Source organism: Pantoea allii, assembly GCF_046529425.1.
In the GTDB taxonomy this organism is placed as follows: domain Bacteria; phylum Pseudomonadota; class Gammaproteobacteria; order Enterobacterales; family Enterobacteriaceae; genus Pantoea; species Pantoea allii.
On record NZ_CP125958.1, the window covers coordinates 561,236 to 580,969 of the forward strand.

17 protein-coding genes are annotated in these 19,734 nt (G+C 53.6%); 11 read left to right on the forward strand and 6 right to left on the reverse strand.

Features of this window, described 5'->3' with window-relative positions; all coding sequences use genetic code 11:
- Window positions 1-33: 33 nt before the first annotated feature.
- Entirely contained in the window at window positions 34-1,965 is a 1,932-nt protein-coding gene (locus QNH99_RS02695; RefSeq protein ID WP_109716827.1) for a methyl-accepting chemotaxis protein, read from the reverse strand.
- A 156-nt stretch (window positions 1,966-2,121) separates the two neighbouring features.
- On the opposite strand from QNH99_RS02695, the gene yjfP reads away from it, so the two are divergent.
- From yjfP to rplI, 5 genes are all read left to right on the forward strand, one after another.
- Window positions 2,122-2,871: an esterase gene (gene yjfP, locus QNH99_RS02700; RefSeq protein WP_109716828.1), complete on the forward strand. Its 750-nt coding sequence runs from the start codon at window positions 2,122-2,124 to the stop codon at window positions 2,869-2,871.
- Between the two features lie 273 nt (window positions 2,872-3,144).
- Window positions 3,145-3,540, forward strand: a complete 396-nt coding sequence (gene rpsF / locus QNH99_RS02705; protein ID WP_063877403.1) for a 30S ribosomal protein S6 — start codon at window positions 3,145-3,147, stop codon at window positions 3,538-3,540.
- 6 nt (window positions 3,541-3,546) lie between these two features.
- On the forward strand, window positions 3,547-3,864 hold the full coding sequence (gene priB / locus QNH99_RS02710; protein WP_013027390.1) for a primosomal replication protein N: 318 nt from the start codon (window positions 3,547-3,549) through the stop codon (window positions 3,862-3,864).
- Between the two features lie 4 nt (window positions 3,865-3,868).
- The gene (gene rpsR / locus QNH99_RS02715; protein WP_000135199.1) at window positions 3,869-4,096 is read left to right on the forward strand and encodes a 30S ribosomal protein S18; all 228 of its coding nucleotides are present in this window, start codon (window positions 3,869-3,871) and stop codon (window positions 4,094-4,096) included.
- A gap of 39 nt (window positions 4,097-4,135) precedes the next feature.
- On the forward strand, window positions 4,136-4,585 hold the full coding sequence (gene rplI / locus QNH99_RS02720) for a 50S ribosomal protein L9 (RefSeq protein WP_006120926.1): 450 nt from the start codon (window positions 4,136-4,138) through the stop codon (window positions 4,583-4,585).
- Window positions 4,586-4,917: 332 nt separating this feature from the next.
- On the opposite strand, the gene QNH99_RS02725 is transcribed toward rplI, so the two are convergent.
- Window positions 4,918-5,583: an OapA family protein gene (locus tag QNH99_RS02725; RefSeq protein WP_156506640.1), complete on the reverse strand. Its 666-nt coding sequence runs from the start codon at window positions 5,581-5,583 to the stop codon at window positions 4,918-4,920.
- A gap of 220 nt (window positions 5,584-5,803) precedes the next feature.
- On the opposite strand from QNH99_RS02725, the gene fklB reads away from it, so the two are divergent.
- Complete coding sequence (gene fklB / locus QNH99_RS02730; protein ID WP_063877400.1) at window positions 5,804-6,424, forward strand: FKBP-type peptidyl-prolyl cis-trans isomerase; 621 nt, start codon at window positions 5,804-5,806, stop codon at window positions 6,422-6,424.
- Window positions 6,425-6,459: 35 nt separating this feature from the next.
- Here fklB and QNH99_RS02735 read toward each other — a convergent pair whose 3' ends face one another.
- Window positions 6,460-8,400, reverse strand: a complete 1,941-nt coding sequence (locus QNH99_RS02735; protein ID WP_410517260.1) for a bifunctional 2',3'-cyclic-nucleotide 2'-phosphodiesterase/3'-nucleotidase — start codon at window positions 8,398-8,400, stop codon at window positions 6,460-6,462.
- A gap of 294 nt (window positions 8,401-8,694) precedes the next feature.
- Between QNH99_RS02735 and cysQ the strand changes: the two genes are divergently transcribed.
- A complete protein-coding gene (gene cysQ, locus QNH99_RS02740) occupies window positions 8,695-9,438 on the forward strand; it encodes a 3'(2'),5'-bisphosphate nucleotidase CysQ (protein WP_410517261.1) in 744 nt (247 codons plus the stop codon).
- A gap of 39 nt (window positions 9,439-9,477) precedes the next feature.
- On the opposite strand, the gene QNH99_RS02745 is transcribed toward cysQ, so the two are convergent.
- Window positions 9,478-10,035: a YtfJ family protein gene (locus QNH99_RS02745; RefSeq protein ID WP_063881039.1), complete on the reverse strand. Its 558-nt coding sequence runs from the start codon at window positions 10,033-10,035 to the stop codon at window positions 9,478-9,480.
- Between the two features lie 313 nt (window positions 10,036-10,348).
- Between QNH99_RS02745 and QNH99_RS02750 the strand changes: the two genes are divergently transcribed.
- Entirely contained in the window at window positions 10,349-10,555 is a 207-nt protein-coding gene (locus QNH99_RS02750) for a DUF1107 domain-containing protein (protein WP_003855513.1), read from the forward strand.
- Between the two features lie 32 nt (window positions 10,556-10,587).
- Here the strand turns inward: QNH99_RS02750 and QNH99_RS02755 are convergent, their stop codons facing one another.
- Window positions 10,588-11,907 (reverse strand): hemolysin family protein, encoded by a 1,320-nt coding sequence (locus QNH99_RS02755; RefSeq protein WP_063877397.1) that lies wholly within the window; start codon window positions 11,905-11,907, stop codon window positions 10,588-10,590.
- Window positions 11,908-12,554: 647 nt separating this feature from the next.
- On the opposite strand from QNH99_RS02755, the gene QNH99_RS02760 reads away from it, so the two are divergent.
- The gene (locus QNH99_RS02760; protein ID WP_410517262.1) at window positions 12,555-13,382 is read left to right on the forward strand and encodes a DUF4225 domain-containing protein; all 828 of its coding nucleotides are present in this window, start codon (window positions 12,555-12,557) and stop codon (window positions 13,380-13,382) included.
- Here QNH99_RS02760 and QNH99_RS02765 read toward each other — a convergent pair.
- Entirely contained in the window at window positions 13,370-13,684 is a 315-nt protein-coding gene (locus tag QNH99_RS02765) for a hypothetical protein (RefSeq protein WP_096011240.1), read from the reverse strand. The genes QNH99_RS02760 and QNH99_RS02765 overlap by 13 nt on opposite strands.
- Before the next feature lie 568 nt (window positions 13,685-14,252).
- Here QNH99_RS02765 and QNH99_RS02770 point away from each other — a divergent pair.
- A complete protein-coding gene (locus QNH99_RS02770) occupies window positions 14,253-15,968 on the forward strand; it encodes an autotransporter assembly complex protein TamA (RefSeq protein WP_172823915.1) in 1,716 nt (571 codons plus the stop codon).
- Window positions 15,965-19,732: an autotransporter assembly complex protein TamB gene (locus QNH99_RS02775; RefSeq protein WP_410517263.1), complete on the forward strand. Its 3,768-nt coding sequence runs from the start codon at window positions 15,965-15,967 to the stop codon at window positions 19,730-19,732. The genes QNH99_RS02770 and QNH99_RS02775 overlap by 4 nt, the downstream gene beginning before the upstream one ends.
- Window positions 19,733-19,734: the final 2 nt, after the last annotated feature.

Below are 19,734 nucleotides of genomic sequence, written 5' to 3' on the forward strand. Positions count from 1 at the left end.
ACAGGACAAGTGTAAGCCACTGGCTCGCAATCATCACGACTTGATTGAGAACACGCTGACTAACTGTGTCAAATGATGACCTTTGTCACTCAGGCTCTGCGCCGTCTGTTCTGCCTGTGCCACCAACTCGCTATTTTGATGCGTCGCCTGGCTAATCTGGTTCATCGCCAGGTTTACCTGACCAATGCCCGCCGACTGCTGTTGCGCGGCCACGTTAATTTCACCCATCAATGCCTGTACCTGCTCAATATGCGTCACGATATTACTCATCGCATCCCGGGTTTGCTCGGATAACGTATGACCTTCCGCGACGTGACGTATCGAAGTCGCAATCAGCGTATCGATTTCTTTTGCTGCCTGAGCCGAACGCTGTGCCAGCGCGCGCACCTCGGCGGCCACCACGGCAAATCCGCGACCGTGTTCACCTGCACGCGCGGCTTCAACGGCGGCATTCAGGGCCAGAATATTGGTCTGGAACGCAATGGACTCAATGACATGAGTAATGTCAGCAATGCTCTGCGACGATACGTTAATCGCCGACATGGTACTGACCGAGCGCGTCACCGTCTGGTTGCCGTTATTCACGATACCGCTGGCTTCGGCGACCAGAGACATCGCCTGACGCAGGCTATCGGCGGTGTGCTCAACGGTTGCACCAAACTGCTCCATGCTGGCCGATGTCTCTTCGACACTGCTGGCCTGGCGTCCAATCTGCGCACTAATGTTGTGGCTGCTGGCCGCAATCGTATCCGTACCATCGCTGATCTCCTGCGCGGCGCTGCGAACCTGAGCGACAATTTTCTCCAGACCTTCGCCAATACCGTTAATCGCGTTAATCAACTGGCCAACTTCGTCATGGCGCCTGGTGTCCAGGTGCTCCAGCAAATTACCGGCGGCATACTGCTCGGCTAAGTGAATAACCTGTTGCAATGGGCGCGTGATGGCGCGGCGGCTGTACCAGACAAAGCAGGGGGCAAACAGCAACACCAGAATCAGTCCGGTGATAAGAAACATATTTCGGCTGTGAATAACCGGTGCCAGCAGGCTGTCACGATTAACTTCACCGACCACAATCCAGTTCCAGCCGGGCAACTGTTGCCAGGCCAGCATCCTGGCTTCACCGTCGATCTCGGCTTGCTGCACGCCCTCGGGCTGGGTCAGCAGCTGCTTCATGACGCTATCCTGCCAGTCTGGACGTTTGCCTTCGTTCTGTTTATCAAACAGATACTGACCTTGCGCTGCGCCCGGTGAGCCGTTTAGCACATAAAAATGTCCGCTATCGCCAAGACGGCGAGCCAGCACTTTTTCGCGCATCAGGCCATACTGTTTGTCGATCTGTACGCCGACAAATAAAATCGCGATGACGGTGCCGCTGTCGTCTTTTATCGGTTGGTACTGGGTGATGTAGCGGTGGTCAAATAAGGTGGCCAGTCCGCGGTAGGTTTCCCCCTTCGTCACGCTTTTCCAGGCGGCACTGGCGCGGTCCAGTTGGGTACCGATCGCCCGGCTACCATCCTGCTTTTTCAGTGAGGTTGAAATCCGGATGAAATTATCACCATCACGGACAAAGATGGTGGCGACTGCCGCGGTGCGATCTGTAAAATCATCAACGGCAGTCTGATCAAGGTTAAGGGTTTTAAGTCCGGCGCGCAGCGTCGGGGTGGAAAACTCACCAACCTGAATACGTGCGGTTTCATCACGGCTGAAGCGCTTAGGTAAAAAGCTGACGAAGAGCTGAGTGTAGTTGCCCACCTCCTGGGTCAGCGTCGCATTAAACATGGACGTCATTTCAGTGATGCCCTGCACCTGATTGACCATGTCATCTACGGCAAGACTTTCCAGCTGGCGTGAAGCATTCTGGCTTTGAATAAGTGTCAAGGCCAACAACAAAACGCCTACACTGAAGGACGTTATGACGCACAGCTTCACTCCGAGGCTAGTGCGGCTAAGAGAGAAACGTTTCATAGAATACCTTTGTTTTCTTGTCAAATATGCATTAACAACGGCAGCGCAGCGGAAATGTTTAGTTAAGAAATTATTACTATTGTAATGTTGAAAACCCTCACCCAGCTTATGTTCGCTGGCGAGGCGTCCTAATCAGCCCCTGTTTCAGGAGAAAAAATGATAGAACTCACCACGGAAAGGTTTGCAGGTATTGAATGTCTGCATGCGGCACCTGCGGGCCAGCGCCAGCAGCGACTGCCAACGGTAGTGTTTTATCATGGCTTTACCTCGTCGAAAGAGGTGTACGCCTACTTTGCTGTGGCACTGGCACAGGCGGGATTTCGTGCGCTGATGCCCGACGCCGATATGCACGGCGCGCGCTACAATGGCGATGCCGACACGCGGTTTACGCATTTTTGGGACATTCTTAAACAGAACATCGATGAATTCCCGTTGATAGAAACGGCGTTGCGCGCCGACGATCTGATTGCCGGTGAACGTCTTGCCGTGGCGGGCGCGTCCATGGGCGGCATGACGGCGCTGGGCATTATGGCGCGCTATCCGCATATTCACAGCGTCGCCTGTATGATGGGTTCCGGCTATTTTATGCAGCTCAGCCAGACGCTTTTCCCTCCCGTCACGGTGACGAGCGAAGAGCATAAAGCCCTGTTCACGAAACGCATGGCTCCGCTGGCGGAGTATGATCCTTCAAGCCGTCTGCCGAATCTTGCGAACCGGCCGCTCCTGTTATGGCACGGCGAGGCTGACGAAGTGGTGCCTTTCGCGGAAACCCAGCGGCTGGATCGCGCTCTGCGCGAACAGGGGCTTGATGCTCATCTGATCACCTTGTCTGAAAAGCATATCGGCCACAAAATCACGCCGTCGGGCCTGACCGCGCTGGTCAGCTTTTTCAAGCGTCAGCTGTAGCCGTCAACGCCATCACCTCCTGCTTCTGCCACGGTTTATCGCCCTGTTCCCGCTTTCCGCACAAAAGGGCGGGAAACAGGGCGATTTCCGACCATTTACATGAAATCCCCGCTTGAGTTTGTCCGGCGTCGCCAGTATGATTACGCGTCAATTTTTCAGCTGCATTCAGAGGTGTGTGTCATTTCAATGATTCACAACCTATAACGTTCCTTGCTTCCGTGGGCCGCAGCTGACCCTGACAGGAGGCTGAATAATCCGTAAGGAGCAATTTCGATGCGTCATTACGAAATCGTATTTATGGTTCATCCTGACCAGAGCGAACAGGTTCCGGGCATGATCGAGCGTTACACTGGTGCTATCACTGGTGCAGAGGGCACGATCCACCGTCTGGAAGACTGGGGCCGTCGTCAGCTGGCTTACCCGATCAACAAACTGCACAAAGCACACTACGTTCTGCTGAACGTAGAAGCGCCGCAGGAAGCGATCGATGAGCTGGAAACGAACTTCCGCTTCAACGACGCCGTTATCCGTAGCATGGTTATGCGCGTTAAAAACGCGGTAACTGAAGCATCACCGATGGTTAAAGCGAAAGACGAGCGTCGTGAGCGCCGCGAAGATTTTGCTAACGAATCCGCTGATGACTCAGATGCTGGGGATTCTGAAGAGTAATCCATCGTGACGGTTAATCGGCTGCGCTTGTCTGGCACTGTGTGTAAGACGCCAGTTCGGAAAATTAGCCCGTCAGGAATTCCGCACTGTCAGTTCGTGCTTGAGCACAACTCGGTGCAGGAGGAGGCCGGATTTCACCGGCAAGCCTGGTGTCGAATGCCTGTTATTATTAGCGGCAGCGCCCATCAGGTGATTACTCAACATATAACGGTCGGCACGCAACTCATTCTCGAAGGCTTTATCAGCTGCCATCAGGCGCGAAATGGTCAGAGTAAAATGGTGTTACATGCCGAGCAGATTGAATTGATAGATTCTGGAGACTAGCCAAATGGCACGTTATTTCCGTCGTCGCAAGTTCTGCCGTTTCACCGCGGAAGGCGTTCAAGAGATCGATTATAAAGATATCGCAACGCTGAAAAACTACATCACCGAAAGCGGCAAGATTGTACCAAGCCGTATCACTGGTACTCGCGCAAAATACCAGCGTCAGCTGGCTCGTGCTATCAAGCGCGCGCGTTACCTGTCTCTGCTGCCGTACACTGATCGTCATCAGTAATCGGCAACTGTCCATTAACGACTTTAAGAGGATAAGGTAATGCAAGTTATTCTGCTTGATAAAGTAGCAAACCTGGGCAGCCTGGGTGATCAGGTTAACGTTAAAGCGGGCTACGCTCGTAACTTCCTGGTTCCACAGGGTAAAGCTGTTCCTGCTACCAAGAAAAACGTTGAATTCTTCGAAGCACGCCGTGCAGAACTGGAAGCCAAACTGGCTGACGTTCTGGCAGCATCAAATGCGCGCGCAGAAAAAATCAACGCACTGGGCACCGTTACCATCACGTCTAAAGCAGGCGATGAAGGTAAACTGTTCGGTTCCATCGGTACTCGCGACATCGCTGACGCTGTAACTGCAGCTGGCGTTGACGTGGCTAAGAGCGAAGTTCGTTTACCGAACGGCGTTCTGCGCACCACCGGTGAGCACGAAGTGGACTTCCAGGTTCACAGCGAAGTATTCGCGAAACTGATCGTGAACGTAGTAGCAGGTTAATTTTATTAATCTGCCGCACCTGAACGCCGACACTTGTGTCGGCGTTTTTGTTTTAAGCCCTGAATAACCTTCCTTTTGCCCGCTTGCCGCACCGCACAAGCATCGACATGTTCAACACAGAATGCAGCGCTATTTTATTGTTGGCCAACCGGGTGCCAAATCTCTGTCTCTGTTCCTGTAGCCGGAACGCTGCGCCCGGCGCGCTTTCCTGCCGAGGCTGAAATCATCCTGTCTTTACTTGCGCTGCGGATCTGCGTGGGAAGCGTGCTGGTAAAGAACATCAAACAACCGTGTTAGCGCCCATCCAGTGGCGTTCCGCCACCGGTTGTCGCTTATTCCACGCGCAGAAAGCTGCCGTCTGGCTGGCGGGTAAACAGCACCGGACCGTTCGTACCATCCAGCGTTAATCCCGTTACCACGCCTTTCGCATCCCGACGTACTTTCACCTGTTGGCCTTCTTTCAGCGTACTGAGCGGCTGACCGTTGCCCTCCACGCGCGCCATCGCAAACACGTCATTAACCGGGAGGTTATTGTCGCGGAACAGCTGCGCCAGCGTCTGCCCGGAGGCAATTTGGTAGCTGCGCCAGTCGCCCTGTGAATCAGCTTTTGCCTCCGGCTGGGAGGTGGATTTAGCGGGTTTGTTATCATAAATGTCCGCCTGCATCGGTACTTCTTTTTCAGCCGATGGGGTAACGGGACGCTCTACCGGATACTGCGGTGTGCTGGACGGCCAGAGGAAGGCCAGCAACAGGATGAATACGGCAATCACAATTCCACGGCGGTGCAACGCCGGCAGCGGGTCCATCCAGCGAATATCGTCTGTAAAATGCCAGAGGCGATACAGCCAGTTTGGCAGGCGAGACGGGACGTCTGAAGTCATATCGGGTTCCTCCGCTCCGGCACCTTGCGGCTGCTTTCGTTGCGGCAGTCGAGCTTGTAACCGGGTTAACATACGCCGTGCGAGCATCCTGCGGCGACGAGGGGCAATCTGGCCCATATTTTCTCTCTTTCTTATTGTGCCACTGATAAGGGGAAACGTGTCACTTATACAGTATGGGCAATGTGGACGCGAAGTGCCTGCCAGCATTGATAAATTTGACCTGCGTATTGTTTCTCTTTCGCCAGCAAAAGTCATCTACGACGCTGCGGATTTTACGCCAGCGGCCTGCGCTGCTATGCTGCCCGTCTTACTATATCCGAGAGTGAAAGGAACGAAGATGACTACCCCTTCTTTCGACAGCGTCGAAGCACAAGCAAGTTACGGTATTGGTTTACAGGTTGGCCAGCAGCTGCTGGAGTCTGGTCTGCAGGGGCTGCAGCCAGAAGCACTGCTCGCGGGCCTGCGCGACGCGCTGGAAGGGAACTCACCCGCGGTGCCTGTTGATGTAGTTCACCGCGCGCTGCGTGAAGTTCATGAGCGTGCTGAAAGCGTGCGTCGTGAGCGCGTGGAAGCGATGGCCGCAGAAGGCCAGGCTTTCCTGCAGCAGCATGCCCAGCGTGAAGGCGTCAGCAGCACCGAGTCAGGTTTACAGTTCAGCGTGATTACCCAGGGCGAAGGCGCGATTCCATCCCGTCAGGACCGCGTACGTGTGCACTATACCGGCAAACTGATTGACGGCACCGTATTCGACAGCTCCGTTGCCCGTGGCGAACCCGCTGAATTCCCGGTGACTGGCGTGATTGCAGGCTGGATCGAAGCGCTGACGCTGATGCCTGTTGGCTCTAAGTGGGAACTGGTGATCCCGCACGACCTCGCATACGGTGAGCGCGGTGCCGGTGCTTCCATTCCGCCGTTCAGCACCCTGATTTTTGAAGTTGAACTGCTGGAAATCCTGTAAAGGATAAGGGCGGCACCGTGCCGCCCTTAGTTATTTTACTGTTGTAGATTTACCTGCCAGATAGCAAATCCCGTCTCGTCATTCCCTGTTGCCTTCATCGGATATTGCGCATACTGCTGAATAAAGCGAGTTGCTTTATCGCCAGGTGCGGTCTCAAAGCGAATATCAAGAGGCTGTGCGCTATGTATCGCGGCCAGTCGCCAGTTATGATCGGCCTGCGGACGGACCTCGCCATTCTTTTTGGTTTCTGCACTGATATAAGCCGCCAGTATTGCGCGATTTTCATCCGGCGAGGCAAAAGCAATGTACTTATCGCCTGTTCCGGCAAATTTTCCGCTGTAGGCCCGGTAGTTATTGGTCGCCACCAGGAAGGTCGCTTTAGGATCGACAGGTTTCCCCTGCCAGCGCAGATCTTTAATGCGTGAAGCATCAGGATGGATCAGTTTGCACTCTTCGTCGTAACGGGCCGGTTGTGTCACATCAATTTGATAGCTGACACCGTCGATAACGTCGAAGTTATAGGTGCGAAAATCCCAGTTGATCAACGGCTGCGTCCGGCTGCTGGCAGGATCGATCTGATTAAACTGGCCCGCAGAGCATTCCAGCCACTCTTTCACCTGTTCGCCGCTGACTTTCATCACCACCAGGGTGTTGGGATACAAATAGAGGTCGGCCGCATTACGGAACGTCAGGTTGCCTTTCTCGACCTCCACATAGCTGGCAGGATCGTTCTTGCGCCCGCCGGCTTTAAAGGGGGCCGCCGCTGACAGCACCGGCAGCTTCGCCAGGTCGGGATCGCCCTGAATAAAATGTTCAACATAGGCACGCTGCGCATTATTCACAATCTGTACGGTCGGATCGTCCTGAACCAGTGACAGATAGCTGTACATCACATCAGCCGATTTGCCGATGGGCTGAGCTACAAATGCGCGGGTAGCATGATGATCGTCTTTCAGAACCTTAACCAGTGCGGGATCTTCAGAGGCCAGCGATTTTTTATGGGCGGTGTCATAGATGGGGCGCGCCTGTGCTGTACCGCCAGTGACCTGCCAGCGACCACCACCGTTGCTTAGCACCAGATCTACCACACCCAAATGATCGCCCCACATGCCTGGCATCACCGCAGGAATACCGTTTAGTGTGCCTTTCTCGATATCCGCACCTTTGATCCCCGCAAACTCCTTGCCCGGGAACACGGCATGCGCATGACCAAACATAATGGCATCAATGCCCGCAACCTCGCTGAGGTAGTAGACAGAGTTTTCGGCCATCGCCTGATAGGGTTCGCTGCTCAGGCCCGAGTGGGCTAGGGCGATAACCACATCCGCGCCTTTCGCTCGCATTTCTGGCACGTAGCGGCGTGCGGTTTCAGTGATGTCATCTACCCGAACGTTGTTTTGCAGGTTAGTTTTATCCCACACCATAATCTGCGGGGGAACAAAGCCGATATAGCCTACCTGCAAAGTATGCGTTTTCCCGTCACGATCGGTCACGCGAGTGGGTTTAATCAGATAAGGGGTAAAAAGCGGCTTGCCGCTTTTAAGATCGATGACGTTTGCATTGACATAGGGGAAACGCGCGCCCGCCAGTGCCTTGTGCAGATAGGGCAGGCCGTAGTTGAATTCATGGTTGCCCAGCGTACCCACGCTATAGTCCAGTGTGTTCATGGCTTTATAGACCGGATGAACATCGCCCTGTTTAAGCCCTTTGGCTGCCATATAGTCGCCCAATGGACTGCCCTGAATAAGGTCGCCATTGTCCACTAATACGCTGTTGGTGACTTCCTGACGTGCTGCATGGATCAGCGACGCCGTGCGCACCAGACCGTATTTTTCTGTGGGCGTATCTTTGTAATAGTCGAAGTCCATCATATTACTGTGCAGATCGGTTGTTTCCAGCACGCGCAAATCCACGGTGGCTCCCTGTACTGCAACTGAAACGCTCAACGCCAGTAACATCATTCCCGCCTTAAACATGCTCTCTCCCAAAGCTAAAAGATCAAGGCTACAAAAATAATGTAAAAGTCTGATGAAAGGGCAGATTAAATCGTGATGGATGTAACGTTTTGAGCCTGCCATCCGTCGCGCTCGGGCCGTCGATCTCATCGCTTAAGCCGAATAAGATCGTTGCTATTTCTGTCTATTGTGTTGATATAGCTGAAAAATGATTCAGAATGTTTGCCTGAAATCAGCGGTAAGCATGAAGCTGCTAGACTGTACTCCAATGGGTATGACAGTTAACGCGTAGCATTCGCATACATGAGGTGAAAAATGTTAGAGAAAATAAGCCAACTGGCGCGTGAAGCAGGCGACGCGATTATGCAGGTCTACAACGGTTCTGTTCCGGCAGAGATTTCCCACAAAGCGGATGATTCTCCTGTCACGGCGGCAGACCTGGCCGCTCATGATGTGATTGTATCGGGCTTAAAACGGCTGACGCCGGATATCCCGGTCCTGTCAGAAGAAGATCCGCCTGGCTGGGATGTCCGCCAGCACTGGCAGCGCTACTGGCTGGTCGACCCGCTGGATGGCACCAAAGAATTTATCAAACGTAACGGTGAGTTTACCGTGAACATCGCATTGATTGAGCAGGGTAAGCCGGTCATGGGCGTGGTTTACGCGCCCGCACTGGGCGTGATGTATTCCGCCGCAGAGGGCAAAGCCTGGAAAGAAGAGAACGGAGAGCGACAGCAAATTCATGTGCTTGATGCGCGTCCGCCGTTAGTGGTGGTGAGTCGTTCACATAATGACGATGAAGAGATGCAGGAATACCTGAAGCAACTGGGTGAACACCAGACGGTTGCGACCGGTTCTTCCTTGAAGTTTTGCCTGGTGGCTGAAGGGAAAGCCCAACTCTATCCGCGTTTTGGGCCAACCAACATCTGGGATACCGGTGCAGGCCATGCCGTAGCCGCTGCTGCGGGTGCGCACGTACATGACTGGCAGGGAAGAACGCTGGATTACGCGCCGCGTGAGTCTTTCCTTAACCCGGGCTTTCGCGTTTCACTGTTTTGATGAAGGCGGGAGGCATCAGCCTCCCGCCTTCATCTTTATCTACTCTTGCAACAGCGACCTTAATAAGGTCATCACCTGCTCAACCTCCTGCTGAGACAGGGCACCATCTTTAACGTATTTAACCTGGCCTGTTTTATCCAACACCACAATAGCCGAGCCGCCCTGCTGCAATTGCCAGGCGTGCTGCACGTTACCCTGGCTGTCGACAATAAACTGCGACCACGGATACTGCTGCTTATTACTGTGAATACTGCTGCGGACAAACATGCTGGTGCCGGGAATAGCATCATCGGTGTTAACAATCGTGGTGGTCTGATAGCGATCGTGAGGCAACCTGGCTGCCTTAATTGCTTCAACCAACGCAGCGTTCATCTCTTTCGCTGATGAGCGTCCGGCAATATGTTGCACCACCCGCACTTTTCCACTTAGCTGGGCGCTGTTCCAGTTTTTATAACTGAATTTTTCCTGCTGTAAAATCAGCTCGCCTTTATCATTAACGCCTACCGCCGGCACACGTTTCCCCAGCTCAATATCGTGAGCCAGCGCGCTGACGGGAATCAGCAGTGATAAAGCCAGTGCTGCCAGAGTTACACGCATCATCATCCTCTCCAGTGATCAGACCAGTTAGTCATTCAACTGTAATAGTAAGCAGGGATGATGCGCCTGTCTCAAAAAGCTGTCAGCTTTGTTATCGACTACACAATTCCGTAACGAATGAAGGTTTATACTGAATAGTGAAAAGTAAATAACAGAGTATTCTGTAATGTTCTGTCAGAACGGTAAAAAAACTTATTTCTTATCGTGCGAAGCAAACAGAGTGTTCTATAGTTTATCTCGAATTCGCGCTTCATGGACCCGTACCGAATTTGGCAACGGTGAAGCGTGCTTAAAAATGAAGGAGTTAATCAGTATGAAAATCTTCCAGCGCTATAATCCACTACAGATAGCAAAATATGTTAAGACGCTGTTTAAAGGAAGGTTATACATCAAGGATGTTGGCGCATTCGAGTTTGATAAAGGTAAAGTCCTGATCCCACGGGTCAAAGACAAACAGCACCTGAGCGTGATGTCAGAAATTAACCGCCAGGTCGTTCGTCTCAAGCTAGAGTTCAACTAAAAAACAGGGCGCCGATGGCGCCCTTAGTCTTTCTATTCTTCGGTTTTTGCCACATTCAGCATTGGCGGTCGTTCATCAATCCGCGTTACCAGCAGCTGGTCAATTCGGTAGCTGTCGATATCCACCACTTCAAACTTGTAGCCTGCAAACTTCACAAAGTCCGTCCGTTTCGGGATCTTGCGCAGCATATACATCATAAAGCCGCCAATCGTTTCGTAGTTACCCGACTGCGGAAAATCATCGATATCCAGCACGCGCATAACATCATCAATTGGCGTCCCGCCTTCCACCAGCCAGGAATTCTCGTCACGCGCGACAATCTGCTCTTCCATGCCCTGGCCTACCAGGTCGCCCATCAGCGTCGTCATGACATCGTTAAGTGTGATGATGCCGACCACCAGCGCATACTCGTTCATGATGACCGCGAAGTCATCGCCTGCCGTTTTAAAGCTTTCCAGCGCCTCAGACAATGTCAGGGTATCCGGTACGATAAGCGCAGAGCGGATTTGAACGCCGCTGTTCAGCGCCATGCTCTGATTACCCAGCACGCGCAGCAACAATTCTTTGGAATCAACGTAGCCGACAATGTGGTCAATATCGCCATTACAGACCAGGAATTTGGAGTGAGGATGTTGAGCGATTTTGGTTTTCAGGCTGACTTCATCTTCATGCAGATCGAACCAGACGATGTTTTCACGTGAGGTCATGGATGAAGGTACGGTACGGGATTCCAGTTCGAATACGTTTTCGATCAGCTCATGTTCCTGTTTGCGCAGTACACCAGCCAGCGCGCCTGCTTCCACAACCGCATAGATATCATCTGAGGTGATATCGTCTTTGCGCACCATCGGCAGTTTAAAGACGCGAAAGAACACGTTGGCCAGACCGTTAAACAACCACACCAGCGGGCGCATCACCAGCAAACAGAAGCGCATGGGATTGATAATCCGCAGAGCAATGGTTTCGGGCGCGATCATGCCGACCCGTTTCGGCGTTAAGTCGGCAAACAGAATAAACAGGCTGGTTACGATGGTGAACGAGCAGATAAAGCTGAGTTGTTCGGCAAGGTCATGTGACACAAAACGGTTGAACAGGCTGGAAAAGGCCGGCGAAAACGCTGCATCACCCACGATACCACCGAGGATAGCCACGGCATTCAGACCGATTTGCACCACGGTGAAGAACATGCCAGGGGTTTCCTGCATTTTCAAAACGCGCTGGGCGTTGATGTTGCCCTGGTCAGCAAGAAGTTTCAGCTTAATCTTGCGGGCGGCGGCCAACGAGATTTCCGACAGAGAAAAAAAAGCACTGATTACAATCAGTAGCAGAATGACAAGTAGGCTATCAAGCATATGAGATCCAAAGAGTTATTCACTTGTCATTTTTGGCCTGGGCAGCGTGCGATTTATGCGCTCATTCCCTGTAGTGGCGACTTAAGGGGAGCTATCCGTGCCAAAAATGTCTGCGCCCATTCAACAATATCAGTGAGGTGCAGGGGCAGAAATGAAGACAGGCGGGATGCCTGCGGTGGGTGATTATAGCAGCAGCGACGATGCCGCCGCCAGAGGGCAAACGATGGCTTCCTGTGTCCGGTGCCATGAAGACACTTCACGCTGGCGGGCATCTGCTGGCACGTTGATGCGCTAGCGCGCATTAAACACCCTATCGGTGATATCAGAGCGGGTACGGAAAATCTTCAACGGATTCAGTTTCGGCTCCTTTGCGCCGAAGAAGGTAATCAGGAGCAGAAAACTTGTTCCTTTTGCTAACGAGGAGTTAGCGGCGGCAGTCATGGCTTATGGTGAGCGACTGAACCAGCCTGATATTCCACCCCAGGCTGATGAACTGCGAGGATACTTCCAGGCGCGGCTGGCGTATTACTTTCAGGTCTCGCTGAGACTGCCTGGAATGATCCTGTTTATCAGAAAGAGTCAAAAAGCTAAGCTGAATACTGGAATATTTTGCCTCATGTCCTTATCTGGCCGATGGAGAGAGAAATATGGATGCAGCTTTACTGTCAATGATGCGCTCAGGCGGTCGGAATCAGGCCTGGGCAGAAACGATGGTGAATCTTGAAGCCCGGAAACTCGTCGACGTGGCGAACCGTGTGGCCTCCTTTCACCTGAATCACGGCCTTTCCCGCATTCAGTTCATAGAAGAAATCAAAAAGGTTATCGAAAATCAGTTTGACCTGGCCCGGCGGGCCAAAACGGACGAAGACTGTATGGCGTGCGTCGGCAGATTACGGGCTGAAGCTGCCAGCCTGAACGAGCAAGACAGGCTTCTCCGGACCCAGGCTGCAAGGCTGTATGCAAAAGTAGAATTTATACGCGAAAATGACAAAACCGTCGGCTATGTCATTTCAGCCGTAAAGATTGTGCTGTCAGGCCTGACGCTGGTCGGCGGTGTGGCGATGGTGGCCTCAATGAATCCCATAGGAATGCTGGCAGGGGCCACGCTTTTCGTGGACGGCGTTAACGGTATTACCCTGGAAGCCAGCCATCTAATATATGGGAACAGTGTGCAGACAGAAGGCATTTTTGCCGATGGCGCGATAAATGCGGCTAAATTCATGGGCTTCAAGCCTGAAACGGGACTGGCGGCCTACAAGGCTGCAACCCTTGCATCGAGTGTCTACGCGATTGCCGGCGCTTTCCGTAAACCTGAAGCGTGGAAGCTGTTCCGTTGGCTGCCGACTGACTATTACCGCAAAATTGACACCATGGACCGGGCGCAGCTGACCATGAAGATAGTGAACTATGGCCTGAAAGCCAACGTCATTTTCGAGCTTATCCATGACAGTGATAACAAAACTCAGTCACGCTGAGCACGTCTGAAGCGCCACGCCTTGAAAGCAATGACCGGCGGCTGTGAGAAGGCTGCCACCGCCGCGCCACATGCCAGGCCTATGCCACCCGAAACGACTGACGGTGCCGAGCCAAAGGCAAGCAGTACGAGGAATACTGCCAGGCAGAGCAGCACAGCACAGGTGGCGATGATAAAGCGTCTCGCCAGATCATGAATGGCTTCGCCCAAGGTATCGCCAACGCGCTGCGTGTTTTTTTTGATTCTGCCCAGCTCACGAGGTGTAAAACCGGCATGCAAAAGCGTTTCTTCGCTGACTTTCATTTTCCCTCATACTGAATTTAAAAACCCTTAAAGGTCTGTATATCAGATTATAAACAGAACGGCGACACAGACCAGCACAGGACGAGGAGGCTCAACATGCCTGTCATGTTCTAAGTGTGTCCCATGCCTTTCATATTAATGTTGAGAGCGTCGCGTAGGCGCATCTGAGGGCGCTCATTGGGTTGTGGAGCGAGATTCCGAAAGAAAACATTCTCTACGAAGCATCTCTCAATCCGGGCATGAAGCCGGGCCAGGAAGACGCTACGGAATGCCTGCAGAGCGTTTTCGACGTGTTGATTACGCCGCCTGTCATCAATCGCCCGGTCAGCGGGCAAACTGCAATGACGCCCAGGACGTTACAACGCCGTTGTAACCTAAGTGGGTTTTGCCGACAATAATGCTCAATTTGGCTTAGATCTCGTTGTACACTGCCAGTTGGCAAAAAGTGCGGCTATGATGAGTGAGTTGCCGTCGCGATTGTATCGGTAACGAGGATTAACACGCGCCCTGTGGAATGGGGCTGGCATGACAGACAGGAGTACAAGTGCCACGATTTTATGTTTATTGCATGACGGGTTTGCTGCTCGTCGCGCCCGCCTTCGGGGCGGCACCGGTTCGACTACAGCTGGAAGGGCTAACCGGAGAACTGCAAAAAAACGTCAGGGCACGCCTGTCGACCATTAGCAGCGACGAAGTCACCAACGATGGCCGCTTTCGCTCTCGCGTCTCTTCGGCGATCAAAGAGGGGCTGCGCGCGCTTGGTTATTATGAGCCGGATATCGACTTCGAATCGCGCCCCGCGCCTCCTCAGGGCGGCCGTCCGGTGTTAATCGCCCGTGTTACGCCCGGTCAGCCGATAAAAATTGCGGGCAGTACGATTGTCGTCACCGGTCAGGCGAAAAACGATGCGGATTATAAAAACTGGATTGCGCAGGGGCGGCCCAAAGTCGGGACGGTGCTTAACCACGGTCAGTACGATAAATTCAAAAGCGGCTTTACCAACCTTGCCCTGCGTAACGGCTATTTCGATGGTGAGTTTGAAAAAAGCCAGTTAGGTGTGTCTGTTGACCGCCATGAAGCCTTTTGGGATCTGGACTACAACAGCGGTCCGCGTTACCGCTTTGGTGATGTCACCTTTGAAGGCTCGCAGATCCGCGAAGCTTATCTGCAAAATTTAGTGCCCTTCAAAGAGGGGGATTACTACAGTTCCCGCGATCTGGCTGAACTTAACCGCCGTCTTTCCGCGACCGGCTGGTTCCAGTCAGTGGTGGTTGCGCCCGAGTTTAAGCAGGGCCGTAAAACCAAAGTTCTGCCCTTAAATGCCGTGGTGTCACCCCGCGCTAAAAATACCATTGAAGCTGGTGTCGGTTACTCGACGGATGTTGGACCGCGCCTGAAAGGAACGTGGAGAAAACCCTGGGTTAACGATCGGGGCCACAGTATGGCCGCCAGTGCCTATGTTTCCGCCCCCGAGCAACAGGTCGATCTCAGTTACAAAGTCCCGTTGCTGAAAAGCCCACTGGAGCAGTACTACACCTTTTCCGGCGGCCTGAAACGCACCGATCTTAACGACACCAAAGCAGATACCAGTACGCTGGCGGTATCGCGCAACTGGGACAGCAGCAGCGGCTGGCAAAGAGCCCTTAACCTGCGCTGGAGCCTGGATCACTTTACGCAGGGTAACGTCACCAACACCACGATGCTGCTCTATCCCGGCGTCAGTCTGAACCGCACCCGTTCACGCGGCGGCTTAATGCCAACCTGGGGCGATTCGCAGCGTTATTCCGCAGATGTGTCCGATACCACCTGGGGTTCGGATGTCGATTTCTTAATCCTGCAGGCGCAAAACGTCTGGATTCGCACGCTGGGTGAAAAGAACCGTTTTATTGCCCGCGGTACGGTGGGCTGGATTGAAACCAACGACTTTGACAAAGTGCCGCCGGATCTGCGCTTCTTTGCCGGTGGTGACCGCAGTATTCGCGGTTATAAATATAAAAACGTCTCTCCACGTGACAGTGACGGCAAGCTGACCGGCGCATCCAAAATGGTTACCGGCTCGCTGGAATATCAGTACAACGTCAGCGGCAAATGGTGGGGCGCGGTGTTTGTCGACTCAGGCGAGGCGGTCAATGACATTAAGCAAAGCAATGTAAAAACCGGCGCAGGTATTGGGGTGCGCTGGTCATCACCGGTGGGGCCCATTAAGTTTGATATTGCCCGCCCCATTGGGGATAGCGAGGAGCATGGTGTGCAATTTTACGTAGGGTTGGGGCCTGAACTATGAAGCGCTGGAAAAAGGTCCTGATTGGCTTTCTGATTTTTTTGGTTTTGCTGTTTGCGGGTTTGGCATTTTTGATTGGTACGACGCCGGGATTACATCTGGTGTTAAACGGCGCGTCGCGCTGGGTGCCGGGCTTGTCGATCAACAAAGTGGACGGCGGCTGGCGTAATCTTACCCTTAGTGGATTGCGCTATGAGATGCCTGGCGTCAGCGTTAATGCGGGCACTATCCATCTGGCTATGGATCTCAACTGCCTGCTGCACTCGTCGGTCTGTGTTAACGATCTGACGCTGAAAGATATCAGCGTGGTGGTCGACAGCAAAAAGATGACGCCATCGACGGCACCCCCGGAAGAAGAGAGCGGCACCAGCAATCTCAGCACACCTTATCCGATCAGCCTGCGTCATGTGGGCCTGCACAACATCAGCGTGAAAGTCGATGAGAGCGCTATTTCGCTGGCGGATTTTACCACCGGCTTGCAGTGGCAGGATCGTGCCCTGACGCTGAATCCCACCCATATCCAAAGTTTGCTGATCGCGCTGCCTAAAGCGGCGCAGGTGGCTAAAGAGCAGGTGGTGCAACCCAAAATACAACAGCCTCAGCCGGATGAGAAGCCGTTGGGCGAAACCTTGCAGGCGCTGTTTGCAAAACCGCTGTTGCCCGCGCTGCCCGACTTTCAGTTACCGCTGGATATTGATGTACAGGAAATTCTGGGCGAGCAGCTACGCATCACCGGTGATACTGATATTTCGGTTAGCCGACTGCGGGTGAAGGCGAAAACGCTGGATCGCCATATGCAGTTGCAAACGCTGGAGGTTGACTCAAATCTGGGCAAGCTGAACGGCGGTGGTCAGGCTACGCTGGCTGACAACTGGCCCGTTGATTTTGCCCTGAACGGTGAGGTGAACGTTGACCCTGTCAAAGGGGAAAAACTCAGTTTGACCTTAAAGGGGGCGATGCGTGACGAATTGAAACTGGCGCTGAACCTTTCCGGCCCGGTACGCGCACAGCTTGATGCCAGCGCTCAACCCGCCGTGGCTGGTCTACCGCTGGCGTTAAACCTGACCAGTCCGCAGTTGCGCTGGCCGCTGACCGGGGCGATTCAGTATCAGGCCGATAACCTTAACTATCAGTTCAAAGGCAAGGCGACAGACTATGTCATGTCTCTGCGCACCTCGGTCAAAGGGGAATCGGTGCCGCCTGCTACGGTCGCGCTGGATGGCAAAGGCAACGTGCAACAGTTCAGTCTGGATAAGCTGCGTGTGGCGGCGTTGCAGGGCAACATCGACCTCACCGCGCTGGTGGACTGGAGCAAAGCCATCAGCTGGCGCAGTGAGTTGACGCTGGACGGCATCAATACCGCGCGCCAGTATCCTGACTGGCCGGCTAAGCTGGACGGTAAGATCACCACCCGTGGCAGCCTGTATGGTGGCAGCTGGCAGGTGAGCGTACCGCAGCTGATGCTAAAAGGTAACGTTAAACAGAACGCGGTAAGCGCTGACGGCACCTTGCGGGGCAACAGCTACAACCAGTGGGATATCCCCGGCATCAAGATAGCGCTGGGACGTAATCATCTGGATGTAAAAGGCAGCCTGGCCGATACACTCAACCTGGATGCCAGCGTTGATGCTCCGCATCTCGATAATGCGCTGCCAGGGCTGGGCGGAGTGGTTAAAGGGGATATCAAGGCACGGGGAACGCTGAAAGCGCCACAACTGCTGGCCGATCTTACTGCTACCGGTTTACGCTGGCAGCAACTGCTTGTTCGCCGCATCACCCTGAAGAGTGATGTGCGCTCCAGCGATCAAATCGCCGGTAAGCTGCAGTTGCGGGTTGAGCAGTTGACGCAGGATGCACTTAATATCAGCCTGCTGACGCTCAATGCCGATGGCGATGAAAAGCAGCACCAGCTCAAACTCAACGTGCAGGGCAAGCCGGTGTCAGGCCAGCTCGCGCTGACAGGCAGCTTCGACCGTCAGACCGAACAGTGGAAGGGCAATCTGAACAATACGCGTTTTGATACGCCGGTGGGTGAATGGCGACTGACGCGCGCCATGGCGATCGACTATGTCAATCAGAAACAGACCGCCACTATTGGCCCGCACTGCTGGCAAAACCCCAATGCGCAACTCTGTGTGCCTGAACCCATAGAAGCCGGGCCAGATGGCCATGCTCATGTGGTGTTAAACCGTTTTGACCTTGCGATGTTAAAACCTTTCCTCACTAACCAGACACAGCTGAGCGGCGTGTTTAGCGGGGATGCCCGAGTAAACTGGACGGCGGACGGCAAACTGCCGACCGGCAGCCTGGCGCTGAAGGGCAACGGCGTTAAAGTCGCGCAGGATGTGCAGGGCAATACGCTGCCTGTCGCCTTTAACACGCTTAATATCAATGCCGCACTGCGCGATGGACGGGCGCAGCTCGACTGGCTGATTCGTATCGTCAACAACGGTCAACTGGATGGCAATGTGCAGATCACCGATCCGCAACAGCGCCGAACGCTGGGCGGTAATGTGAATATCCGCAATATCTCTCTGGCAATAATCAATCCGGCGTTGATGCAGGGTGAAAGCATTAAAGGCAATCTTAACAGTAACCTACGCCTCGGCGGAACGGCACAGCAGCCCCAGGTCTTTGGTCAACTCGGCCTGAAAGATGTGAATGTGAAAGGCAACTTTATGCCGGTGGATTTAACCCGCGCCAGCCTCAACATGGTGTTCAACGGCATGAGCTCAACCCTGAATGGTCTGCTGCAGACCGCGCAGGGCAATATCAACCTCACGGGTGATGCGGACTGGAGCCAACTGGACAACTGGCGTGCACGTGTCGCTGCCAAAGGAAGTCGGGTACGGGTTACGGTGCCGCCAATGGTGCGGATGGATGTCTCACCGGATGTGGTCTTTGAAGCCACACCAGCCGCCTTTAACCTTGACGGCCGGGTGGATATTCCCTGGGCACGCATTACGGTACAAGAGGTGCCAGAGAGCGCGGTGGGCGTCTCCTCTGACGAGGTCATGCTGGATAAAAACCTTAAACCGATTGAGCCTCAAACCGCTTCAATACCGATTAACAGTAACCTGATTATCCATGTCGGCAACGACGTGCGCCTGTCCGCATTTGGCCTGAAAGCGCGACTGAATGGCGACCTGAAAATGGTACAGGATAAATCAGGTCTTGGACTGAACGGACAGATCAACATTCCTTCCGGCCGTTTCCATGCCTATGGCCAGGATTTGATCGTACGCAAAGGTGAACTGCAATTCGCCGGGCCACCGGATCAGCCTTACATCAACCTGGAGGCGATTCGTAATCCGGATGCGACAGAGGACAGCGTGACGGCAGGCCTGCGCGTTACCGGACTGGCGGACGAGCCGAAAGTTGAAGTGTTCTCGGACCCGGCGATGTCACAGCAGGAAGCCCTTTCTTACCTGTTACGGGGTCAGGGACTGAAGAGCGACGGTGACGGTAATGCACTAACTTCAGCGTTAGTGGGGTTAGGGGTTGCACAAAGTGGTCAGGTTGTGGGTAAAATCGGCGAGACATTCGGCGTCAGTAACCTTGCTCTTGATACCACCGGCGTTGGCGACAGTCAGCAGGTGCAGGTCAGTGGCTATGTACTGCCGGGTCTACAAGTAAAATACGGAGTGGGCATCTTTGATTCACTGGCAACGTTAACCTTACGTTACCGCCTGATGCCTAAACTCTATTTGGAAGCCGTGTCCGGTGTGGATCAGGCTCTTGATTTGCTTTATCAGTTTGAGTTTTAGCA